The sequence below is a fragment of the Bartonella sp. CL100XZDX genome, from assembly GCF_042195375.1.
GTDB lineage: Bacteria > Pseudomonadota > Alphaproteobacteria > Rhizobiales > Rhizobiaceae > Bartonella.
In genome coordinates this window covers 1-17917 of sequence record NZ_JBHIOH010000067.1, presented here as the reverse complement: position 1 = coordinate 17917, position 17917 = coordinate 1, and the positions used below count along the sequence as shown (strand labels likewise).

The window sequence follows — 17917 nt, the reverse complement described above, 5'->3', positions numbered from 1 at the left end:
TGATAAAAGTTTGGCTGTTTTATACTATATCCAAAAGATAAACCTGAAAGAATGGATTCTTCAATAATTGCTTTTATTAGCCAACCATTGAATTAGATTGAATCAAAATATCCTTATCATCCGCAACAATCTTCTTTTCTCGTGCTTCCAAAAGCTGTGCACGTTGCAGCTCTGTATTAGCTTCATGGAGAGCAATTTCAGCGTTTGTTTTTTGAAGTTCTAAATCACGAATTGAATTGATCAGATTATCACGTCTTTGCCGCGCTGCACGCGCAAAAGCAGAATAAGCAAAATGGTGAACATCATTGTTTCCAGATTTACGTTCTTCATGAGTAATCTGTGCTTCCAACTCTAACACCATTCGTTCAAATTCTGCGATCATCATCTCAAGCTGTGCAATTTCACGGCGCTTTCCACGCACTTGAAACATCCTCAATCGCACCATATTTTCTCGTGGCTTCATACTCACTACTCCTTGATTGCGCCAACTCAAAACTCGCATTCACACCCAATAAATATCTTTTAGTTATATGTCTATCCGACAAAAACAGTCTATTAACTTGAAATTATAATAATTTTTGCCTTGCATTAAAGCATCTGAAAATACAATCTGCTTTAAAGAGCAATAACTATTTCTTTAACTTTTCCCCCCATTATAAATGAAGAGGTTTAAAGCTCAGTAAATAAACACTGAAATTGTAAAAAAGTAATTTATAACGCTCTTTTACAAATTTTTTTTAAGTTAAAGTTTATAGAAAAAGCCCTTCTTTGTTTATTATGTTAAAAAATATGGGATTTTTCTAAAATAATTTTGTAGCCTCTTTCAAAAATAAAAATATTTTGTTAACCACTATCATGGATAGTGGGGAATTTAGTAGTGATTGTTACGCGTACTACTAAAATGTTCATAAACACTTTGTTATAAGTGTTTGATTTAATGAATTGTTTTTATAACAGTGGTTTTGCTAACTGATATAAAATAGAAATGCTCCTTATGATTCGTGAAGGAGCAAAGTGAGGGATCTAAAATGCGCGTATTATTAATTGAAGATGATAGAGCAGTTACTCAAAGCATTGAGTTGATGTTAAAGTCGGCTAACTTTAATGTTTATATCACTGATCTGGGTGAAGAAGGTATCGATTTAGGAAAACTCTATGATTATGATATCATTTTGCTTGATCTGAATTTGCCTGACATGTCAGGGTATGATGTCTTGCGGACTCTAAGATTGGCAAAAATAAAAACTCCTGTCTTAATCCTTTCTGGTATGAATGCCATTGAAGACAAGGTTCGTGGTTTTGGCTTTGGAGCAGACGACTATATGACGAAGCCTTTTCATAAAGATGAGCTCATTGCACGTATCCATGCAGTTGTTCGTCGTTCTAAAGGACATGCACAATCGGTTATTGTTACCGGAGATCTCACCGTTAACCTTGACACAAAAACTGTCGAAGTTGCAGGGCGCCCTGTTCATTTAACCGGTAAAGAGTACCAAATGTTAGAGCTTCTCTCTTTACGCAAAGGTACCACCCTTACCAAGGAAATGTTTCTCAATCATCTCTATGGTGGAATGGATGAACCAGAACTAAAGATTATCGATGTTTTTATCTGTAAATTGCGGAAAAAATTGGAAGCAGTCTCTTCTAGTGTAAATTACATTGATACAGTTTGGGGACGTGGTTATGTTTTACGTGATCCAGTTGAAGAGAACGTACGAAAAACCGCTTAAGCAGTGAACATGCACATTGTAAAATCTCGGAGTGTAGCGGGCCGAGATTTTTTCCCGAGATCTTTTCTCTGTTAAAAGTAGAAAACTCGCACACCAAAAATCTCATATAGAAAGCGCTTAAAGCTTAAGAAGTAACCACACCAAATTTACACATATAACCTTATCGCTCATAAATTCAATCGAAGCCACTTTTCCCAACACAGCTTAAGCGCTTCTCTCTTATTCAAAGCTTTTTTATACTTTCTAAAACAATACAACCATCACTTTCATCAATATTTATTTTCATCTCTGTCATCTGAGCAAGTAACATTGTGTAATAAAATTGGATGACATGTGCATCAACAAGCTCTTCTTGAACTTCTCCACGGAATAACGCAAGAAAATGAGGGGGTATACGGAGAGTTCTACCGAAAACCTCAAATCGAAAAGAACGTTTATTTTCTTCTTGCAAAATCATAACAACAATTTCACCACCACGAGAAACTGTTGCATTTGCAATCAATAATAAATTAAGCAAAAGTTTAACTTCATCTTTTTCTAACAATAAAGAAGAAGCTTGCCATTTTAATGTTGCTTTTTCTTCTTTCATATATTGTTGAGCAACCTGCTCTGCAGCCCGTGTATCTATTTGTCCTCCACTTGCACCAGCAAAACCAAAAGCCAATCGCGCAAATTGTAGACGTGCAGCAGCACTTGCAACGGATAAACGCACCAATTGTAAAGCATCTTCTTCAGCTCCTCCTTCATCATAAAGCTCCATTGCATTTTGAATAGCCCCCACAGGTGAAATCAAATCATGGCAAATACGACTACAAAGCAAAGCAGCAAGATCCATAGGCTTCAAAGAAATATCTAACGTCATAATGATTGAAAACTCCTAGATTCAAAAAAACAAACTTTATTTTAAAGAAAAACTCTTAACATCTGATGCATAATAGGAAATATTAACAATCATGCTAAAAAATCAGAAATAAATTCAAGAATTTAAATAACCTTATATCTTATTTTTTATTTGAATAGCATGAAAATTCTAATATTATCTTTTTGTTTATCACTAATAAAAGGAGAAAACTCCATGGCTCTCTCTCTGCTCAAATACTGGTACAGAAATATTATATCTTTAATCTTCCTTTTATTCATCACCATAAACACCACACATGCTCAACTAAAACCAATAGAGCAAAACGAGCCTCATTATTCACTCCAAGAAATTATTGATTCTGGTCATATTTTTTTTGGAAAAACAGCCAGTGGTTTGGCTGTTGCAATTCAAAATATTTTTTCAAAATACGGTTATCCCAATGCCTATATTTTAGGAGAAGAAGCTTCTGGTGCCTTTTTTGCTGGATTAACCTATGGCGAAGGAAGGGTTTTTACCAAAAGCTATGGTCAACATAAAGTTTTTTGGCAAGGTCCCTCAGTAGGATGGGATTTTGGCGGCCAAGGCTCCCGTTTAATGATCTTAGTTTACAATCTTAATGGCATAAATAATTTATGGAGACGCTATGGTGGTATTTCAGGTTCGGCCTATTTAATTGCAGGTGTTGGTTTTCATGTCCTAAAATACCATAATACCTTGTTAATCCCAATACGTACAGGAGTCGGCGCACGCCTTGGTATCAATGTAGGATATTTAAAATTAACACCTAAACCGACATGGAATCCGTTTTAAACGTATTCTTATTTGAAAAGGGGTATTATGCTTATTCAATCATTTCTTTTTTTTATACTCGGAGTTGCTTTCACTTCTTGGTTACTGGTGCTTTTATCTCCTTTTATTTGGCGGAAAGCCGTTCATTTTGCGTATAAAGATGTTTGTGCGAAAATGCCATTATCACTCGCGGAAATAGAAGCAAATCACGATTTTCTTCGTGCACAACATGCTGTAGAATTAGCAAACAACCAACAAAAGTATGAATTTTTGCAAAAAAAATATGCCCAACAAAAAATACAACTGAGCCAAGTAACAGAACAATTTTATCGGCTATGCCTCCCCACAAAAGATACTCTCACCAAAGAAGCGATAGCAATCAAACAAAATATCGCCACACTACACACTTTCAAAGGAAAGAAAAATGATGCGTGAAAAAATCGCACTCTATCAGCAACGCTTACAAAAAATCCAAACTCATGAGCTTGACCCGACTGCTAACCACCAATTGCTGGAAGAACTCCGTGAAGAAACAAAAGAACTTGCAGCAACATTGGCAGCTCAAATAGCGCTACAAGAGGGGAATACATCACCCATCAACACATTGATTCAAAAATCAAAAAACAAAAATGACCTAGCCTCACGTATTCGCAAAAAAATAACTTTTCTCTCCAAAAGCCCTGTTAAATAAGTTATCTTTTAAAACACCTTAAATGAAGAGTAAAATCAACAAAGGTTCATTGTAACTTTCATAACCCAAATCCTTTTTATTAAACGTGACTTTTCTGCTAAGCTAAAGGAAAAAGTTTTTTAGCCTATATCGTTCTGTTAAAAAATATCTTCTTGTCTAGCAGATTCACTTGCTAATCATATCTCCGCTCTAAAGAACAACATTTCATAGGTTCTAGAAAGCAAATAATACCAAAGACATTGGTCACACACTCTAACAAAAAATACCTTCTAAGATGGATCACCAATAGAGATTTGACCATAATTTTAAGGATAAAAATACGCTCTCAAGAGTGATAAAAATCTCTTATTTTTTTGATAATCATATCCTGATCCGTTTGTGTCAAGTAAGGATGCATTGGTAAACTTAAAACACACTCTCCCAAAGACTCTGAAACAGAAAGGGAATCTTTTACATAAGGGAAGTGTTTATAAGCTGGCTGTTGATGTAAAGGAGTTTTATAATAAATCATTGTAGGGATAGAATTTTTTTGTAAAAAATCTTTTAATTTATCCCGTTCTTTTACCTTAATCGTATATTGTGCATAAGCAGAACGAATATTTTCTCCTATTTCTGGAACTGTAACAATATCTCTTAAGCCATTGGAATAGCGTTGAGCAATTTCTACACGCTTTTCCATTTCATCTTCAAAGATCACAAACTTTTCTAGTAAAATTGCAGCCTGAATGCTATCTAGGCGCGAATTCATACCAATACGTACATTGTCATATTGCGTTTCACCTTTACCATGAAACAAAATAGAGCGTAAAAGTTTTGCAAAATGATCATCATTGGTCATCATAGCGCCTCCATCGCCATAACATCCTAATGGTTTTGCAGGATAAAAACTTGTAGCAGCCACATCACCAAAAGCACCACACATAGTATTACCGCTTCTCCCCCCCATAGATTGAGCAGCATCTTCAATTACAAAAAGATTTTCCTTGGCAGCCACTTGAGCAATTTGCACATAGTCAGCAGAAAGCCCAAATAAATCAACAGCAATAATAGCCTTTGGCTTTAGACGTCCTTCTTTTTTTATCATTTCGATAGCGTGAGAAAGTTTTTCAACATCAATATTGAATGTATCAGGTAAAACATCGACAAAAACAGGTTCAGCCCCCACCAAAGCAACCACTTCAGCCGTTGCTGAAAATGTAAAACTAGGACAAAAAACAGCATCCCCTAGACCAATATTTTTAGCCATAAGAGGCATCTTCAAAGCATCTGTTCCATTAGCACATGCAATCACATGTTTAACGCCAAGATATTCTGCCAATTTCTCTTCAAATTCTGTTACTTTTGGCCCCAAAATATACTTACCACTAGCGACTACATGCGCAATTGCAGAATTAATTTTATCTTCAATACGCGCACGCTGCGCCCCAAGGTCGATGAATTGCATATTAACTCCATTGATCATCACAAGAATGCAAAAGCGCTACCTATCTCTTTTATCTATCATAATTGACATCAGCAGCTGTTAAAATCCGTAAAACAGCAATAGCATCATCACCATTTGTACGAGGTGATTGACGCGTTTCAATACAATGAAGGAAATGCCGTAATTCGCAAGTAAGCGGCAAGTCTTCACAAACATCAATATAATTCAGCTCATCCATGCTAAAAGCCCACTCTTGATTTTCTTTCCAAACAGCAAAATGGTGCATTGCCAATTTACGACTCCACGGTTCCATATCATCAAAAACGAGTATAGCCTTTGTTCCAACAACAATTAAACGCCTCTCACGATAAGAGCTTAAGCGTGAAGTAAAAAGATGACTACGCACACCATTTGGAAAAATCATATGAATATGAGAAAAATCAGAAATCTGATCAACGACAGCAGCCCCCTCACCGCGAATTTCGGAAGGTTCGCATCCTGTCAACGCCAAAATCATTGAGAGATCATGAGGGGCAAGATCCCATAAAGCATCACTGTGTGTGTGAAATTTTCCAAAGCCTAATCTATGAGAATAAATATATCGCACATCTCCCACATCTCCGTTTTTCACCAATTCACACATTTTTTCAAAAGCCGGATGAAAACGTAAAATATGGCCCACCATAAAAACTCGCTCATAGGCCTCAGCCTCCTGAACTTGGCGTTTAGCATCAGAAACATTCAAGGCTATTGGTTTTTCCACCAAAACATCTTTACCATTTTTAACAGCACGGAGCACATTTTGCGTATGCAATTGTGGCGGCAACGCTAATACCAACGCATCAATATCTCGATGAGTAAAAAGATCATCTGGTGTAACAACCTCTACACCATACAGTGTTGCAAAACTAGCAGCACGATCATTATCAATATCAGAAACTGCTGCTAAAGCTCCGAGAGAGTGGAGTGTCCGTATATGATTTTCACCCCAATGACCGCATCCTAAAACCGCTACACGTGGCACCATTTTCATGCCTTACCTTACTTTATCATATAAAATTACACTTTTACATATCGAGGATAATATAGAATGACAAGAGAAAAGCTTAAAAACGATGCTTGACATCTTACTATTCTACCCCTTATATCCGCAAAAGATGTAATTATTGACAATTATGATTGCTTATTTTGGCGGAGTAGCTCAGTAGGTTAGAGCAGAGGAATCATAATCCTTGTGTCGGGGGTTCAAATCCCTCCTCCGCTACCATTACTTTTTTATTGTGTGTGTAGTTTGTCAGCAGTGTAGCTTGCCAGCGGGTTTTGTATATTTTGCCACTAGGTTTTGTACCAATTTATTTTTTTTAAAGAGTTTTAAAGATGTTCTCAAAGGGTCTTCAAATGCCTTTCAAAGGGTATTTAAAGCTCTCTTTAACGCATTTTTCTGCTCCTATTTTTCCAGATCACTAAAGCATGTAAAGTCGGATTGAAAGGCAAGGGGGACGATTCCTGTCGGACCATGGCGTTGTTTTGCTATAATAACCTCGGCTTTACCCTTGGCTTTCTCCATTGCATCTTGCCATTTGCTATACTCAGCAGTGCCTTCTTTGGGTTCTTCATTTTTGAGATAATATTCTTCACGATAAACGAACAAAACAATGTCGGCATCTTGCTCAATTGAACCAGATTCACGTAAATCGGAGAGTTGTGGACGTTTATCGGTTCGGTTTTCAACTTGACGCGAAAGTTGTGACAGAGCAATGATGGGAATATTGAGTTCTTTTGCAAGTGCTTTTAATCCGGTGGTAATGGCTGTAATTTCTTGAACGCGATTTTCTAATGAACGCTTTGAACCGCTTGTCATGAGTTGGATATAATCGATAATCAAGACATCTAGACCATGTTGTCGTTTGAGACGCCTTGCACGGGCGGCCAATTGTGCAAGGGATACACCCCCCGTTTGATCAATATAAAGAGGGATTGTTTGTAAGGAACGCATTGCGTAAATGATGTTGGTAAATTGCTCTTCTGAGATATTACCACGACGCATATCAGAAGAAGAAACCTTTATTTGTTCTGAGATAATACGAGTTGCAAGCTGTTCTGTTGACATCTCAAGTGAAAAGAAACCAACAATGCCCCCTTCATTTTCTTGGCTGTTATCACGCTTACAAGCATTGGCAATATTAAAAGCAATATTGGTCGCCAGAGAGGTTTTCCCCATACCAGGGCGTCCCGCTATGATAATCAAATCAGATGGCTGTAGCCCCCCCATTTTCTCATCAAGGGTTTTGATATGGGTAGCTATCCCAGAAAGCTGTGAGGAACGCTTTTTTGCAGCGCTTGCCATGTTAAGTGCTTTTGCAATGGCTGTATCAAAGTTTTCAAACCCACCCCCATATTTTCCTTTTTCGGCGAGCTCAAATAACTGATTTTCAATCGTTTCAATTTGTTGGGTAGGCGTGAGCTCTACAGGAGCATCAAAGGCTGTATTGGCAACTTCATTGCCAAGATTAATCAAAGACCGGCGGATAAAAAGATCGTAAATAACGCGTCCATAATCTTCAGTGTTAATAATAGTGACTGCCTCTGTGGCTAAGCGAACAACATACTGGTATACAGTAATATCTCCAATTTTTTCTTCCATTTGGATATAGGGCTTGATTGTAATGGGGTTTGCAAGATGACCCTTTTGAATAATTTGTAAGACAATCTCAAAGATATTTTGGTGTAGCGTTTCAAAAAAATGTTCTGCTTTGAGAAAGTCTGAAACGCGATCGAGTGCATTATTATTAATCAGGATTGCTCCAAGTAATGCCTGCTCTGCTTCAATATTATGGGGAAGTTGACGAAAAGAAGAAGCAAAGTTATCTCTTGGATTTTCTGTTTTTAGCATGTTCAGTGTTCTCATTGCTTTCTTTTCCCTTGTCTGGTGCCTCAAAGGTGATTTCTGTGGTGTATCCGCTTTGCTTCTCATAGCAGTGGGTGACGGTCGCGGCTTTCCATGGCCCATTGATTTGCCCACGAAACCCTTGCAATAAAAGAGGTTGATCCGCCATGATTTCAGGGCGTCCCTCAAGGGTCAAAGAACCACTGCCTACAGCACGACACAACCTGTCCGACTCGGAAGCAGCAGCAGCTCGTGCTTCCTCCTCACAAGTGTAACAAGTCCGTAAACGCCGCACGGGACCGCTAAACCCTGTCTGATGTTTGACTTGGCATTGCTGCCCTTTTGAGCGATCAAAATAAGAAGCTTCAATGGTGCCATATTGCGTACGTGGCTCTAACGTAAATTCCCAGTTGGAACAGTCGTGCTTATGGATTGCTAATGCTGGTAAATTATCTCCGCTTAAAAACAAAAACTTATTGTCCTTGATCAAAAAACGTGCCCGCATGCGATCGGCAAGGCGGGTTAAAAAATCAACAGCCGATTGATCTGTACGAATCACATAAGGCAAAGTTTGTTGAGTGAACTGGGGACTGACCTTTGCTTGATAGCCATGGCGTTTGGCAAGTGTCTCAACAATCTCACCAATGGTTTGGTGGTCAAAATGTNGATTGCTAATGCTGGTAAATTATCTCCGCTTAAAAACAAAAACTTATTGTCCTTGATCAAAAAACGTGCCCGCATGCGATCGGCAAGGCGGGTTAAAAAATCAACAGCCGATTGATCTGTACGAATCACATAAGGCAAAGTTTGTTGAGTGAACTGAGGACTGACCTTTGCTTGATAGCCATGGCGTTTGGCAAGTGTCTCAACAATCTCACCAACAGTTTTGTGATCAAAATGCTCACTCACCTGTTCTTTGAGCTCTTTACGCATTGAGGCACTTTTGCCACAAAGGCGCAAAATCTCTCCATCACTGCCACCACAACTTACAACCGATTCGACAACAAAACACCCCATAAATGCACTGATGCTGTTCTCATAACCAAAGATCACCTGTAGCGCACTATTGCTTGAGGGAACCTCTAAATCATTGCCACTATCATCAAACTCTGCTTCAAATGTATCGGCTTTATTACACAACACATTGATTTATAATGATAATTTACTGTTTTGTATATTGAATGAGAGACCCGAATATTGTAAGATTCTCTCATTTCAAATCTGTTTATATTGCTGAAGTATTTTTTTCAATTTTTTCCTCAATCGTATTGTGTAAAATTAAAATAATCGGGATAGCCATAAAACAACAGATCAAAATAAATAAGCTAAAAATACATATAAAAGTAAAGATATCAAACTCTCTGCCCCCATCCAATACTTGGATAATGACCTTATCCAACATCTGGATAACAAAGTCCACTGCCAAAATGATAACAAATATGCAGATGATTATTTTATATTCCTTCGATGAAAGGACCATAACTTCTTTAAACGCGAAAACTTCAGATTCTTTATCAAATGCTGAAGAGACTCCCAAAACCTTATTATCTGGATTTTAAAGTGTCTCATGAAATGGTTATGTTTCTTGTATTGTCATACTGGTCTCATTTTTTCTTTCATTTTCGGAGCGTGTTTCTGGTGCTTCTCCATATCTTTTCCATCTATCTCTTTCCGCTCTTTCACAGTTTCTGTTACACAAAAAACAAAGAGTCCCTATAATAACCATAACGGATATGATGAGTACTATTGCAAATCCCATCGTTCATTCCTTTTTCAATGAAATCTTTATTCATGATCTCATGCATTCTTCCTCATTTGCATCAATGAACAACTTTCTGTTTTCTTATCGAGATATTTTCTTCAAATTTTGAAGCCTATTGTTTAAACTATCAACTTCGTGATTGAGCCTTTCAAGTTCTTTATTGAGTCCATCAACATGTCCATGATGTTCAGAAATCACTTCTAAGTAATGTAACATTTGAGACTGATCTTTATGCTTATTTGCTTCACCTAGCCCTCGAAAGGCTTCTGTCCTTTTCAACATGCTCAAATAAAGTAAAAGCCTTCTCGAGCCGCTCAAAAACCGCATCATTGCGTTTTAGAGTTGTTTGATATTTATAAGAAAGTTGTTTGTTGTTTGGCATATTTTTCAGCAATGCCAAATAGAGTTCCTGCTGTTCAAGAGCTATTCTCTTCAAGTCGTCTATCATCATATTCAATATTTTCATGGTATCGTTCCATCCCCGTTCAGCATTTTCTTTTTCAAACTTGACTGAATCCAACTTTTGAACAGCATCATCGCGCTCCCTAACCACTTTGGAACAAAATAATTTATCTATACCCGTATAGCCATGCGAGGTAGACAAAAAATATGGTAGCAAAAATATGATAAGCAATAAGCCTTCTCTAAACAGAACTTTTTTTGTAAACATTTTTTTATTTTTCTCTGAACACAACAATTTAAATAGACATATAAATTCATATCAAAATATTCATAATAAAATTTATTAAATCTATTTTAAATAATCTATAATAAAAATAAAAAATGATAAGTTGTACAACAATTAAATACGCTACACATAGAGTAAATCTATAAAAACTAATTTATTCAACAGAGTAGCCATGGAATTTTCTATCTAGTTTTATATCTCTAGAGGAGTAATTTAATCTTTTATCCATGACTTTAAAAGAGTTTAATACGATGCTATAAATAATTCAAAAATGATATTTTGATTAACAATCATATTAACAATGGTGAAATAATGAGTAGACAAAACAGATAAACACAACCAATGATATTGAAGGGTATAAAGCTACTTTTAATATAGCTTTGTTTTTTATCAGCAGCAGTAAAAAGTTTGTGTTTTTTTACAAAGATTGAAATTTATTCATTTTTTATCGTATATTTTATGCTATCTTCCTTAAATTAATTAAAAGATCATAGAGTATTAAACTGATAGAATGCATTTTTCTCAAGCGGCATTTTTAGAGAAATGTTGATTTAATCAGTGAAGACAAACAATGAGCAAAGTTATAATTTGAAAAGACAGTATATAATATTTATGATCAATGATCTAAATTAGAGACATGAATTGGGGGAGTTTGATCTTTCTTACAGCACAGTAGCTCAAAAAAACAGTAGATGAAGTTTAAAATTCACCATTACCCATCATAAGATGAAAGCTTTCATCCTACGTTTGATTTTTTTAAACTATTTTCTTGTCCTGTCTGTAATATCTAAAGAATATCTTCAAGCACTCATAAGCACTCTTTTAGGTTATCATTTCCATAATCAACGTAACGGTTATCGAGCTTCCATTCAAGATACTGTTTTGCAAAAGGAAATCGTCATTTCAGGATACGGAGGGATTTATGTATTTAGTCACAATGTATCATGCACCCTTCCTCTTATATATCAGAAATTTAATTCTTAATCGTAATGACGGGATTAAAAAGCACCTTGCGAGACAATCTTTTTAATAAATAAAGTAAAGATGAATTCTGAAAAAAACTTTTTTAGACGTAAAGTGATACGGAGAAACAGTCAGAAAGAAAGGGGGGGATTACAAATGTTGATGACTATAAAAAAAGATATCAAAAAATTACCAAAAACCGATTTATGGATCATTTGTGCTATTTCACCTGATCAGCAAAGAGAATGGATCAGTAAATGGTATATAAAAAATAAACAAGCCTCTATAAGTTCTAATTATGTCAATGATCTTGCCGTCCTAGGATCATTTTACAGATCTAGACAAAATGATTGCTATGAAAGCAACAGCCCCACAAGCACCCCCCCTCAAAAGATGACAATCTCATTTATGAGGCTTATGTTGCTCCTCATAATCACTTTAAAATTGCATCATTTGCTCTCATTAATACGCTTTGAAGTCTCATATAGACTAAGGGACCTTTTTAATTTTGGGGTGGTTATGGAAAACAGTTTTCCACCGATCCCTGAATGGGGATATGAAACCGCTACCTTTTCACAGAAAAATATTCTTTTCAGTGGAAATTCTTATTGTACAATCTATGGAACAACACAATGAACAGACCACGCGCCCTTGCTCTCAACTATGGCTCCTATAATGCTGTCCGCATGCTCATTGGTGTTTACCATGCTATTTTTTTAATGTCCATGGGAGTTAGTCTGGCGCAATTAGCTCTGCTTCAGGTTGTCTTTTCCACCACTATTCTGCTGCTTGATTTTCCCTGCGCTGTTTTATCTGACAGATATCGGCGTAAATATTCCGTTATGGCTGGGGTCTTTATGACAGGAGTATTTTATCTTCTATGCCTTCAAGCTCCCAATATGACAGCACTTATTATTGCGCAAATTCTCTATGCAGCGGGCATTTGCATCATTGTCAGCGCCATTGACGGATGGATTTACCATTCTCTAGGCGATAAACAGGATCATTTTTCGCATTATGCTCATCTCTACCACCAAGTTAACTCTTTCGGAAGTATTCTCAGTGGGATTATAGGCATTGGAACGATCTATTACTCTGGACAATATTTTATGGGATATATCATCTCATGCCTCATGATGGGATTTATTTTTTTGATATTCCTTATTGTTCCTGAAGCAAAGAAAACGACAATTGAAACGTCCAAAACAAATACAATCTTGCACAATGCCAAGGAAACGCTCTGGATCTTTCAAAACACAGTAGGAGGAGCATGGTTTATTTTCCTTATGTGCCTTTTTAGCGCTGGTATTCAGATTATTTATCATTTCTGGCAACCGATAATACTTTCAGGGGGGAAAATTCATCACCTCAACGGTTCGCAAATGCTCGTCTTGATGTGCTGCCATATTGGAGCCTTTTCAGCACAATATTTTTCAAATTTACTGATGTCTAAGTATCATGTTCTTGATAAAAAATATAAGAATTCTATAAAATATTTTTCCTTCTTTTCTGCGCTGATGTGCATAGCGCTCTATTTTTCAGTTCATAGCCATCAAACTGCTGCATCAGTCATCGCCTTCTCTTTAATCCATGGATTTATTTGCACTGTACCGATCGGTGCAAAAAGCTTATTTTTCTCAGAACTTAACCAAAAACAAACGCAGCATATTTCCGGTGTTGTTGGTGCTGTCTCTTTTAGCGGAAGAATATTTTCAATTACAGTATTGAGTATTATTTCTTTTCTTCCTGCAAAAGTTTCTCCGTCTTACTACCTAATATTACCGACCATTACTTTTTTCATGTGTGGTTTGGTTGTCATGAGATGGATGAAACACTCTCAAAAGTCTCTGTGAGAGGAAAACCATAACATTTCACCCACAATGTTTTCTTCTAAAAGAAATCGATACTTTTTTGAGAGCATTGCCACATCCAACTTTCAATATACAATGCAAATATAAAGCAACACATTGATTTATAATCATAATATACCAAACTTGAATATTGTAAGATTCTTTCTTTTCCAATCTATTTTTATGGTTGAAACAACCAAAATCATTTGCTTGCACATCATAAGTGGAGAAAGCCGTATAGATAAAAACGATTTAGAAAAGAAAAAATGCCTTTTATGAACTCTCATAGTTAAAATCTATAACAACAGGAAGGCAGATATATAATATGCCTCTTTGCATCTTCATAAGGATACAAATGGTGTGGCTTTATAAGGCTTTATGTGTCTCACAGAAACTTTTGTGTTTTATACCATTTACGAGGTGGCGTCGCAAAATGGCTTATACACATTGCAAAGATATCTCTTTAAAACAAGTGCATAAATTGGCAACACAAGTATATTTGTGTTTAGAACATGCTTTTTATATGAGAGGCATAATCCCAACGGGATAAACAAAAGCGTGAGATACGCAATCTTCATTATTTAAAAGACACGACCATAGAGATTCATGAAAGTTGTAAAACTGAATTAATAAGATGATGATAAAAATGGGAGCTCATTTCCATCTTTTCCGCTTTCATATTTTTTTCAAAATTAAAAGATCCTTCCGTTTTTAGAAATAACTCGCTAACAGATATATACAATATTTTCTCCCCTATTTGATATATAAAAGCTGACATAACCGATAAAGCAGTAAACCATCTTAAATATTGATCTCAAATATGCCGTTGTATAAGGAATAGGTGTTGATTGACAAGCAAAAGCAAAAGCTTAGCAAAACAACGTCATAAAATAATAAATATGCCACCAAACGATTGAAACGACATAGGGAGATCAAAAACACTTTGCAGAACCAAATCCGTAACATATCTAGCTTTACGGCCGCTTATTCTTACAAACGTTCATGCTGCTCCCTATATCCATAAAATAAATAAGCAATCCTTAGCTAAAAAATATGCAACGTCAATGTGATTGCTATAACAGAGCTTCGCTTTCTCCTTTATCAACAATAGCGATTTACATGAAACATCTTGCGCTTAAAATATCCCCCATTGGTTTTGCTTTAGTTTACACCATTAGAAAAGAAATTTTTGTAACTTGTTTCATGAAACATAAAATTAAAAATCAACACAGGAATTAAGAAAATGAGCAACCACACGCGCTGCTAATAACAGGTATTACAATTTCGCACATAAATTTAGATGGAAGGAAGATAAAATAGCACCACTCTATAGCAGAGTAGCTGATAGAAAACGTCTAGCAAGAAAAGAAATCAAAAAACTTCACAAAATTGAGATTAGTAGAAAAGCAAATGAGCACAAATCACTGAAAACAAAATTCCTATACACAATCAACTGCTTTTATAACAATAGATGGCGGAGAGGAAGAGAGCGTTATATTTATATAAAATCAATAGATTATATAAAAGTTCGGGAGTTTTGATTCCTTTGATTCTTTTAACTTATTTTTATGTCTATCCCGAACCTTTTTGTAGCTTTTTGATTGCTTCTATTGCAAGGCGTTTTCTATCGGCTGTTTTGGTATAAAGGGATGCCATGTTATCTTCTGTCCAGCCAAAAAGCGCTTTCATTTGCGAAACTGTCGCACCAGCATTGGCTGCACGTGTTGCTGCTAATTTTCGCAATCCGTGCGCTGATTTTTTAATACCTGCTGCATTACAAGCTTTACGAAACAGATTACCAAAACTTTCTTTGACAAGCTTATTTCCACCTTTACCACAAATGAATGTTTCATTACCTATAGGACCAATTTTAAGGGTTTCCTCTAGTTCTGGTAAAATAGGAAGAAAAACATCTGTTTTAAATTGGCTCTTTTCTGTTTTGAGATAAATGATATTATCTTTGACGTCTTTCCAGCCGATACGAACGGCATCACCACGACGCAAGCCTGTATAAAGAAGAACATCAATCCAGACGCGTTCATGTGTACCATGTGACCAACGGTGATAATATTTGTCTATGTCCTCTTCTAGCCATGGCAGTAATCCCTCACTGTTTAAAGATTTTGGTGCTTTTATATTAAAGGCAGGATTTCTATTTAAAAGGGCATTATCAACCGCCCAATTAAAAAGACCGTTTAAAGAGGTCAAAAAATGTCTTGCCGCCGCGGGGGTCTCTCGCCTTCTATCTACGGCTTCAAGAATGTGTTGTTTGTTTATGCTTTTATATGCACGATCACCGATATGTTTAGAAACATTATTCAGAATTCGATATTTAACTTTTTTAGTAGATTCTGATTGATTATGCCATTGCATGCTTTGTAAATACTGATGCAATAACCAATCGAAAGACCCTTCTGTGAGTCTGGTACGCCTCTTTGTTTTGGAGGAGCCATTTTGCGCTTGTTTAATAGCCAGCGTATAATTGTCAACAAACTCTTGCGTTCCATAGGTTCCTTCAATCCGAAACCGTGGTCCATGACCAATACGTACATACCATATAACTTTACCATGGCGTGTACGTTCACGAACAAGATGCGGTGGACGGCGTTTTGGCATGGCTAAAACTTTATACCGTCGACAGAGGGGCAGCTTTTGCTGGTCTCGTAGTCTTCTTGCTCGTTTTCAAGCGGTGGAAAATCGTCAATGCTATAAGTATTATCTATCGTTGTTGGTGTTATGGTTTTATTGATATGAATTAATAATTCCCCTGTAGGTTTGATTTCTATGAGTTCACATCCTTGTTTTTTAGCTTCTCTTAAAGCACGAGCAATAGCTGGTTGCGTGATAGTAGGTGAGCGGTGTGGCATGTTTATTCCCCTTCATTTTAGATGTAATTCACCCGTGGCGTGAATCACGCTGGTGTTAAAAGTTGGTTTGTGTTGCTAGAAAGGAATGTCGTCTTTTGTTGAAGAGTCGCCGTTCTGGGCGGTCATAGTTTGTTTACAATCTTCTGAATTATCATAAATTTTTACATTGCCATAAATTCTTGAATCGGCATCAATAATCACATTTCCATAAATTTGTGTGTATCCAAAAATATCTCCATCATATATTTTGACGTTATTATAAATTTTTGCATTGCCAAAAATCTCGGCACAATCACCAATTTGTGCTTTATCATAAACCTTAGCACTATCGTAAATCTTGGCACAACAATACGCCTTGGCATCATTATAAATCCAGCAATCGTCTTTTTGACTTAAATTGTCTTCATACTCTACAAAGCCGCCAAGGTCGCCTGCTTTAACATCACCAAAATCTTTTAATGCACGTATGCGGTAAAGCGTAATGTATCCATCAAACTCAATTGTTTCATCAGTAAGTTCGTATTTTTTCATCTGGTCTTTTCTCCAGTTGAGATTCTTTTATCGCCATCAATCCAGTCGTCCCAACATACACACGCATCACCGTAAATTTTTGCATGACCGTAAACATGCGCATCACCGTAAACTTGCGCATTGCCGTAAACACGCGCCCTATCGTAAATGTATGCCTCACCGTAAACTTGTGCATTGCCATAAACTTCTGCATTATCAAAAACGCTAGGTTCACCGCAAATATATGCATCACCGTAAACTTCTGCATGACCGTAAATGCATGGTTCATCGAAAACTTCTGCTTTGCCATAAATACGTGCATCTCCAAAAACACAAGCCTTATACCAAATCCAACAATTGCCCTCATGGGATAAGTTGCCTTCATGTTCTATAAGACCGCCTAGGTCGTTTGCTTTAATACCACCAAAGTCTCGTAAGGCACGAATGCGGTGGAGAGTTTTGCCATCAACCTCAGTTGTTTCATCAGTAAGTTCGTATTTCTTTTCCATGGTTTATTTCCTTGATTTGCGTACAATCCACCCGTAGCGTGAAGCACGCATGTGTTGAAAGTTGTTAGGAAAGGGCGGGGGTGCTGGGAGGAGAGAGCACCCCCATAGGTTTAAGCGGCTTTTGTCAAAATCTTTTGCATCTCTTGTTCTATTTCCCCTAAAAAAATTTCGACCGCTTTATTAATCTCTTCAATGTGTTTCTCATCACGGTGGACGCGTTTGATTTTCATTCTCAAACCAGTAGATCTACCTACAAAGTTTGGATTATAGCTCATGAAATGACACCATTTGCGTCCTGTGCACGCCATTTGGAATTGCATCTGTGCGATATATTCAGGCTTGATTTCGTCATATATAAAGAAGCGCAAATGCGTGGTTGATTGTGG

General features: G+C 36.7%; 16 protein-coding genes, 1 tRNA gene and 3 pseudogenes. 7 read left to right on the top strand and 13 right to left on the bottom strand.

Features of this window, described 5'->3' with window-relative positions:
- Nucleotides 1–76 precede the first annotated feature (76 nt).
- Nucleotides 77–463, bottom strand: a complete 387-nt coding sequence (locus ACFILU_RS07815; RefSeq protein WP_273790818.1) for a flagellar export protein FliJ — start codon at nucleotides 461–463, stop codon at nucleotides 77–79.
- 565 nt (nucleotides 464–1028) lie between these two features.
- Between ACFILU_RS07815 and ctrA the strand changes: the two genes are divergently transcribed.
- Nucleotides 1029–1730 (top strand): response regulator transcription factor CtrA, encoded by a 702-nt coding sequence (ctrA, locus tag ACFILU_RS07810; protein ID WP_273790819.1) that lies wholly within the window; start codon nucleotides 1029–1031, stop codon nucleotides 1728–1730.
- Between the two features lie 223 nt (nucleotides 1731–1953).
- Here ctrA and chpT read toward each other — a convergent pair whose 3' ends face one another.
- On the bottom strand, nucleotides 1954–2592 hold the full coding sequence (gene chpT, locus ACFILU_RS07805; RefSeq protein WP_273790820.1) for a histidine phosphotransferase ChpT: 639 nt from the start codon (nucleotides 2590–2592) through the stop codon (nucleotides 1954–1956).
- 213 nt (nucleotides 2593–2805) lie between these two features.
- On the opposite strand from chpT, the gene ACFILU_RS07800 reads away from it, so the two are divergent.
- Genes ACFILU_RS07800 through ACFILU_RS07790 form a run of 3 tightly spaced genes read left to right on the top strand, consistent with a single transcriptional unit; the run spans nucleotide 2806 to nucleotide 4072 of the window.
- Nucleotides 2806–3402: a DUF1134 domain-containing protein gene (locus tag ACFILU_RS07800; protein WP_375675500.1), complete on the top strand. Its 597-nt coding sequence runs from the start codon at nucleotides 2806–2808 to the stop codon at nucleotides 3400–3402.
- A 27-nt stretch (nucleotides 3403–3429) separates the two neighbouring features.
- Complete coding sequence (locus ACFILU_RS07795; protein ID WP_375631197.1) at nucleotides 3430–3816, top strand: hypothetical protein; 387 nt, start codon at nucleotides 3430–3432, stop codon at nucleotides 3814–3816.
- On the top strand, nucleotides 3806–4072 hold the full coding sequence (locus ACFILU_RS07790; RefSeq protein WP_375660011.1) for a hypothetical protein: 267 nt from the start codon (nucleotides 3806–3808) through the stop codon (nucleotides 4070–4072). Before ACFILU_RS07795 ends, ACFILU_RS07790 begins: the two co-directional genes overlap by 11 nt.
- Nucleotides 4073–4397: 325 nt before the next feature.
- Here the strand turns inward: ACFILU_RS07790 and ACFILU_RS07785 are convergent, their stop codons facing one another.
- The gene (locus ACFILU_RS07785; RefSeq protein ID WP_375631199.1) at nucleotides 4398–5516 is read right to left on the bottom strand and encodes a DegT/DnrJ/EryC1/StrS family aminotransferase; all 1119 of its coding nucleotides are present in this window, start codon (nucleotides 5514–5516) and stop codon (nucleotides 4398–4400) included.
- Between the two features lie 49 nt (nucleotides 5517–5565).
- A complete protein-coding gene (locus tag ACFILU_RS07780; protein ID WP_273790823.1) occupies nucleotides 5566–6522 on the bottom strand; it encodes a Gfo/Idh/MocA family protein in 957 nt (318 codons plus the stop codon).
- A gap of 163 nt (nucleotides 6523–6685) precedes the next feature.
- On the opposite strand from ACFILU_RS07780, the gene ACFILU_RS07775 reads away from it, so the two are divergent.
- Nucleotides 6686–6762: transfer RNA gene (locus ACFILU_RS07775), tRNA-Met, on the top strand.
- 180 nt (nucleotides 6763–6942) lie between these two features.
- On the opposite strand, the gene ACFILU_RS07770 is transcribed toward ACFILU_RS07775, so the two are convergent.
- The 4 genes and pseudogenes from ACFILU_RS07770 to ACFILU_RS07755 form a co-directional block, all read right to left on the bottom strand.
- Nucleotides 6943–8403: a replicative DNA helicase gene (locus ACFILU_RS07770; protein WP_375675498.1), complete on the bottom strand. Its 1461-nt coding sequence runs from the start codon at nucleotides 8401–8403 to the stop codon at nucleotides 6943–6945.
- Nucleotides 8360–9055 (bottom strand): annotated as a pseudogene (locus ACFILU_RS07765) (phage late control D family protein); the annotation flags it as partial. The gene ACFILU_RS07770 and the pseudogene ACFILU_RS07765, both read right to left, overlap by 44 nt.
- Nucleotides 9056–9261: 206 nt before the next feature.
- Nucleotides 9262–9516 (bottom strand): annotated as a pseudogene (locus tag ACFILU_RS07760) (late control protein); the annotation flags it as partial.
- 872 nt (nucleotides 9517–10388) lie between these two features.
- Complete coding sequence (locus tag ACFILU_RS07755; RefSeq protein ID WP_375675497.1) at nucleotides 10389–10814, bottom strand: DUF5930 domain-containing protein; 426 nt, start codon at nucleotides 10812–10814, stop codon at nucleotides 10389–10391.
- Nucleotides 10815–11957: 1143 nt separating this feature from the next.
- On the opposite strand from ACFILU_RS07755, the gene ACFILU_RS07750 reads away from it, so the two are divergent.
- Together ACFILU_RS07750 and ACFILU_RS07745 are read left to right on the top strand one after the other, a co-directional pair.
- Complete coding sequence (locus tag ACFILU_RS07750) at nucleotides 11958–12431, top strand: hypothetical protein (RefSeq protein WP_375675495.1); 474 nt, start codon at nucleotides 11958–11960, stop codon at nucleotides 12429–12431.
- Complete coding sequence (locus tag ACFILU_RS07745; protein ID WP_375675494.1) at nucleotides 12428–13648, top strand: MFS transporter; 1221 nt, start codon at nucleotides 12428–12430, stop codon at nucleotides 13646–13648. Before ACFILU_RS07750 ends, ACFILU_RS07745 begins: the two co-directional genes overlap by 4 nt.
- 1569 nt (nucleotides 13649–15217) lie before the next feature.
- Here ACFILU_RS07745 and ACFILU_RS07740 read toward each other — a convergent pair.
- The 5 genes and pseudogenes from ACFILU_RS07740 to ACFILU_RS07720 all read right to left on the bottom strand — a co-directional run.
- Nucleotides 15218–16261: a tyrosine-type recombinase/integrase gene (locus ACFILU_RS07740; RefSeq protein WP_375675493.1), complete on the bottom strand. Its 1044-nt coding sequence runs from the start codon at nucleotides 16259–16261 to the stop codon at nucleotides 15218–15220.
- A gap of 2 nt (nucleotides 16262–16263) precedes the next feature.
- Nucleotides 16264–16512, bottom strand: coding sequence for a hypothetical protein (locus tag ACFILU_RS07735; RefSeq protein WP_375628770.1), 249 nt, complete (start codon nucleotides 16510–16512; stop codon nucleotides 16264–16266).
- A gap of 75 nt (nucleotides 16513–16587) precedes the next feature.
- On the bottom strand, nucleotides 16588–17043 hold the full coding sequence (locus ACFILU_RS07730; protein ID WP_375675491.1) for a hypothetical protein: 456 nt from the start codon (nucleotides 17041–17043) through the stop codon (nucleotides 16588–16590).
- Nucleotides 17040–17531: a hypothetical protein gene (locus ACFILU_RS07725; RefSeq protein WP_375675490.1), complete on the bottom strand. Its 492-nt coding sequence runs from the start codon at nucleotides 17529–17531 to the stop codon at nucleotides 17040–17042. Before ACFILU_RS07725 ends, ACFILU_RS07730 begins: the two co-directional genes overlap by 4 nt.
- A gap of 110 nt (nucleotides 17532–17641) precedes the next feature.
- A pseudogene (locus ACFILU_RS07720) lies at nucleotides 17642–17917 on the bottom strand (exonuclease); the annotation flags it as partial.

Coding starts and splice junctions, on each gene's coding strand:
- ACFILU_RS07815 (WP_273790818.1), bottom strand. CDS start 463: ATGAAGCCACGAGAAAATATGGTGCGATTGAGGATGTTTCAAGTGCGT.
- ctrA (WP_273790819.1), top strand. CDS start 1,029: ATGCGCGTATTATTAATTGAAGATGATAGAGCAGTTACTCAAAGCATT.
- chpT (WP_273790820.1), bottom strand. CDS start 2,592: ATGACGTTAGATATTTCTTTGAAGCCTATGGATCTTGCTGCTTTGCTT.
- ACFILU_RS07800 (WP_375675500.1), top strand. CDS start 2,806: ATGGCTCTCTCTCTGCTCAAATACTGGTACAGAAATATTATATCTTTA.
- ACFILU_RS07795 (WP_375631197.1), top strand. CDS start 3,430: ATGCTTATTCAATCATTTCTTTTTTTTATACTCGGAGTTGCTTTCACT.
- ACFILU_RS07790 (WP_375660011.1), top strand. CDS start 3,806: ATGATGCGTGAAAAAATCGCACTCTATCAGCAACGCTTACAAAAAATC.
- ACFILU_RS07785 (WP_375631199.1), bottom strand. CDS start 5,516: ATGCAATTCATCGACCTTGGGGCGCAGCGTGCGCGTATTGAAGATAAA.
- ACFILU_RS07780 (WP_273790823.1), bottom strand. CDS start 6,522: ATGGTGCCACGTGTAGCGGTTTTAGGATGCGGTCATTGGGGTGAAAAT.
- ACFILU_RS07770 (WP_375675498.1), bottom strand. CDS start 8,403: ATGAGAACACTGAACATGCTAAAAACAGAAAATCCAAGAGATAACTTT.
- ACFILU_RS07755 (WP_375675497.1), bottom strand. CDS start 10,814: ATGTTTACAAAAAAAGTTCTGTTTAGAGAAGGCTTATTGCTTATCATA.
- ACFILU_RS07750 (WP_375675495.1), top strand. CDS start 11,958: ATGACTATAAAAAAAGATATCAAAAAATTACCAAAAACCGATTTATGG.
- ACFILU_RS07745 (WP_375675494.1), top strand. CDS start 12,428: ATGAACAGACCACGCGCCCTTGCTCTCAACTATGGCTCCTATAATGCT.
- ACFILU_RS07740 (WP_375675493.1), bottom strand. CDS start 16,261: ATGCCAAAACGCCGTCCACCGCATCTTGTTCGTGAACGTACACGCCAT.
- ACFILU_RS07735 (WP_375628770.1), bottom strand. CDS start 16,512: ATGCCACACCGCTCACCTACTATCACGCAACCAGCTATTGCTCGTGCT.
- ACFILU_RS07730 (WP_375675491.1), bottom strand. CDS start 17,043: ATGAAAAAATACGAACTTACTGATGAAACAATTGAGTTTGATGGATAC.
- ACFILU_RS07725 (WP_375675490.1), bottom strand. CDS start 17,531: ATGGAAAAGAAATACGAACTTACTGATGAAACAACTGAGGTTGATGGC.